A 4,241-nucleotide genomic window follows, 5' to 3' on the forward strand; every position below is an offset into this window, starting at 1 on the left:
ACCAAAGAGGCTCGATACATCACCACCTTGCTGGCTTCCAGCACGATGCGGTCGGGGAATGCCGGGGAGGCCTCGGCGTTGGGGCCGGTAGTGTTCCGGTGCAGAGGAACCCGGTAGTGCATCACCCGCTTTTCCAGTGAGTGCACCATTTGCTGAAAGGCTTTCCACAGTCGGTTGCCCGGATTTTCCTGGCGCGGCAAGTCGAACCAGCCGCGAAGCAAAAACCAGGTCAGCACGGTGCGCGGGAACGCCAGCAAGACCACCCAAAACAAGGTGCCCAGCGCGGCAGCACCCAGCCACTTCAAAGCAATGATCCATTCGCATTGAGTGGCCCACTCCCAGGCCACAAGCAGCCCGCCCACGAAAACGGTCAGGCAGAGCAGGGTGCTGCCCACGGCGCGCCACAAAGGCAGGTAGCCGCTGCTGCCCCCATCGGTGGCGGGCAAAAAATGGAATTCGGCCGGACCACCCTCTGCATCCAGTTCGTAAGCAGCCTGTTGAACCACGGTGTTGTCGGTGCCGCGTCGACCCAGTTCCAGGCGCGCCGTGCTGATCTGAAAGCGGTGGTCCTTTTGTGCCAGGGTCTTTTCCAGGTCCTCGGTTGCGAGGCTGGCGGTGAACAACAGTTCGGGCTTGCCCTGGTCGGTTGGGATCGACCAGCGTCCGGAAAACTCCTGGCTTTGGGCGCGCAAGGTCTCGTGCAGCGTGGCGTCGAGGGCGACCTTCTTGTGCACGTAGCGCACGGAGGGTCGGCAGTCCGCATGCAGGGGTACCAGGACCATGGGAGGCCAAGGGCATGGGAGCGGCGGCGCAAACACCATCGCGCGCTCGGCCAGCGCGGTGATGGTCAACAAAGGGTTGCAGCCCAGCGAGGTGGGGACTATAGAGCCGTCTAGCACATACAGACCGCCATACACGGAGGGTGCGTTGGGCGCCACAACCACCGGGCTTTCAGGCGGCGTTCGGCCAGGAAAGCCGGGCTCGTGTACCCATACCTGGCCCAGGTGGTTGACCACACTGGTGAGCGGATCGTCCCCCATGGGGCAGCCGCCCAAGGGGTGTACGGTGGTGACCATTTGGTGCGTTTTCGCGCCGGACATCAAGGTGCTGGCCGAGTCCGGCAAGGCCTTCCACAGCGGGTTGTGCAGGTGTATGCCTTGCCCTTGCAGTCGCTCGAAGAGCCGCTGTTGCTGCTTGTAGGTTTCCAGCTCTTGTGGCTCGGGCATCACCATGGCGCTTCCATCGGTGCTGGGCATCCAGACCATGCGCCCGGGCGAGTGGTCGTGCCCCATCGCCAACCAAACCTGCGTGTGTTGACCCAGGGCGGTGCTGGCGGCCAATGGGTCGCTAGGCTCGCGCAGATGGCCCAGCGGTGGGGGCGTCTGAAAAGCCCAGCGCTCGGTTTGCGCCAGGGTCTGGGTGGTGGCGACCAATTCTTCAAAAATCCGCGACAAGGCACCGGGAATGGCGGCGTCTTGCAGCAGCAGGCGTTGATCCAGCGGTTGGTCCGCGTGGCGCAGGTCGAGCATGCCCGTGATCGTGGGGCCGACGATGTGTGCATGGTCGGACGCCCTGTCTTTGCTCAGGTTCTGCATGCCCTCGTCGGAGCCATGGCCCACGGCATTGACGCGCTGCACTTGCCCGGCCAAAGCCGAGATGCTGTCGCCATTGCCCGACAGGCGCGTGCCCAGCGCAGGGGAAAACGCGAGGTGTTCGCCTGCATAGGCTTGCGATCGCTGCAGCAGTTGGGTGGAGCCTAGGGTACCTGCGCTGATGACCAGGGTCTGGGTGCACAAGATGCGCAGGGTAGAGGCGGGATCGATCTGGATGTCGCGCTCGTGCCCCGCTTCCCGCCGGGACATTTTTTCATGCTGGCTGTCGGTGGCAAAGACCCACACCTTCCAGCGTCCTGTGGGTGCACTGGGTGAAGCCTGGCTGTTCTGGCCGCTCGACTCGCGCTCCTGCTCGAACCGGTAGACCTCGGCCTGGGTCAGGATTTGCACCCGTCCACCGGCCTCCGCTTGTACCCGTCCCGTGGCCACTGCTTGTTGCAGATAGGTCGAACGCAAATCGCTTTTCGCACCAGGGACGTTGCAGCCCGAAGCGCAATCGCCACATTGGCGGCATTGTTCGGAGTTGATGGTGAGATCGGCAGGCGTCCACAAAGGTTTGTCGCTGCCCCGGCGTTGCTGCAGCGCTTGAGCGCTGTTCAACAAGGCTTCGGCTTTGAGTGGAAGGCGTTTGTCGTTCGGACCGTCACTGAAAAAGGCCCGGCCCAGGCTGGGGTCCAGCGCAGGCATGCCGGCGGGCGGAACATAGCGCCGCACGCCCAATGTTTCGCGAGCGCGATGAAATGCGGCCTTCAGGTCGCTCTCGCCCGTCTTGGGTCCCATGCCGTGGCGGATCGCGGCCGGCCAGGCCTCTTGCGTGAACACGTCGGCGTCGGGTTCGATCACCACCCCTGCGTTGATCAGGCTACCGCCGCCCAGGCCGTTGCCGGTGATGGCGGCGATACCTTGCCCTAGGGTCAATTCAAACAGACCAGAGGCGCGGCCCATGGGCAAGCCCCGGCCAGGCACATTGGCGCGAACGTATTTGGGCATGCGGGCAAAGTCGTTGGGGAAATCGCCTGGCAGATACTCGCTGCCGCGTTCCAGCACCAGTACCCGGTATCCCTTTTGTGCCAGGCGCAGTGCCGCGACGCTGCCGCCATAGCCCGAGCCGACGACGATGGCGTCGAATGCACCGCTCAGCGCCTGGGCACTGTCCCTGGCAGCTTCCTCACGTTCTTTTGCTTTTTTGTTGATGAGTCTTAGGTCACGCTCGGTAGGGGGCGGGGATTGTTGCCGCAGCCATTCGCGCCACGCCATCGACAAGGGCTGTTCCGGGCGATGTGGTTCTTGATTGCTCTCGGGGGGGGACGTCCTCGTGTTCATGGGCCCTCCTTCGGGTTCAACACCTGGTTCAACGCAGCGGTCAGCGTTTGTGCTGAAACCGGCTTTTTCAGCACTTTGAAATCCTGTGGCGTGGGCCCGGCGTCGGACTCTCCCGTCACGATGAGTACGTGCATACCCGGAAACCGCTGGCGCAGTTGGTGCACCACCGCCACGCCGTTGTCGTGGCCTGGTCCGAGATTGAAATCCGCCAACACCAGGCTCGGGACCGAACCTGGTTCGAGTTGCCGCCAGAGGTCGGGCCCGTTGGAGGCGGCGGTGACGGTAGCGCCGGCGTCTTGCAGCCAATAGGTCATGGCGGTGCGCGCCGAGGGATCGTCTTCCAGGACCATGATGTGGGTGCCCGCGAGCGCCGGTCGGTGGGCTTCTTGCTGCATTTTTGCCGCAGCTTCCTGGGCCAGCGGCAACCACAAACGGGCTGTTGTGCCTTGGTCCTTTTTGGACAAAATTTCCAGGCGTGCGCCCATGAGTTCGGTCATGTAGCGGGCCGTCGCCAGGCCTAGACCCAGGCCAGGGATGCCAAGCGCTTTTGCAGAAGATCCTCGAACAAAGGCCTGGTACAGATGGGCCAGCTCGCCTGCATCCAGACCGATACCGCTGTCCGATATGGTTATCAGCAAATGGTGGTCGCGCACCACCGCTTCCAGCGAAACGCTGCCTGACACACAGTATTTGCATGCGTTGTCGAGCAAATTGTTCAGTACCCGTTGCAGCAGCAAGGTGTCGGCGAGTACCGCTGGAGGATCTTGGACGCGGAGCGAGAACCGCAAGCCCTTTTGTGAGCAGCGCTGCGGATAGCCTGCCAACACCGAGCGGAACAGCGGCGCCATTTCCACCGGGCAAATATGGGCGATCATGCTGCCGGCATCGATGCTGGCCATGTCCAGCAGACCAGAAAACATGCTTTCAATGGACGATGTCGCCTGCGCGATCTCCTCCACCACTTGACGTCGTCTTTCTTCGCTCTCGGAACGTCGCAACACACTCACCAGCAAGGTCAGCGCCTGTACCGGTTGTTTGAGATCGTGGCTGGCGGCGGCCAGGAACCGGGCACGGGTCTCGAACACCGATTGTTGGTCGTCGAGGGCCTGGTCCAGTTGAGAGGCCAGCTCGTCGCTCTCCATGCGGTCGGCCACCGCCTCGTTCAGCAACTGCTGGATGTTTTTTGACAGGCGGAACATCATCGCGCCCCCGAACGCCACGCCCAATACCATCAGAGCCCATTCAAGCGCGATGTAGCGTGGCCACAAGGAAAGCAGGATCGTGGACAAGCAAGCGACGAGATAC

Annotated in this window: 2 protein-coding genes; both read right to left on the reverse strand. The window is 62.8% G+C overall.

What is annotated here, in order from left to right; all coding sequences use genetic code 11:
- Positions 1 to 2,936 (reverse strand): GMC oxidoreductase (locus ABYB95_RS18100; RefSeq protein WP_372660049.1); only part of this gene is annotated, 2,936 nt, incomplete at its 3' end.
- A partial coding sequence (locus tag ABYB95_RS18105) for an ATP-binding protein (protein WP_372660051.1) occupies positions 2,933 to 4,241 on the reverse strand: 1,309 nt, incomplete at its 5' end. The genes ABYB95_RS18105 and ABYB95_RS18100, both read right to left, overlap by 4 nt.

The sequence above is a fragment of the Hydrogenophaga sp. genome, assembly GCF_041633695.1.
Classification (GTDB): Bacteria; Pseudomonadota; Gammaproteobacteria; order Burkholderiales; family Burkholderiaceae_C; genus Hydrogenophaga.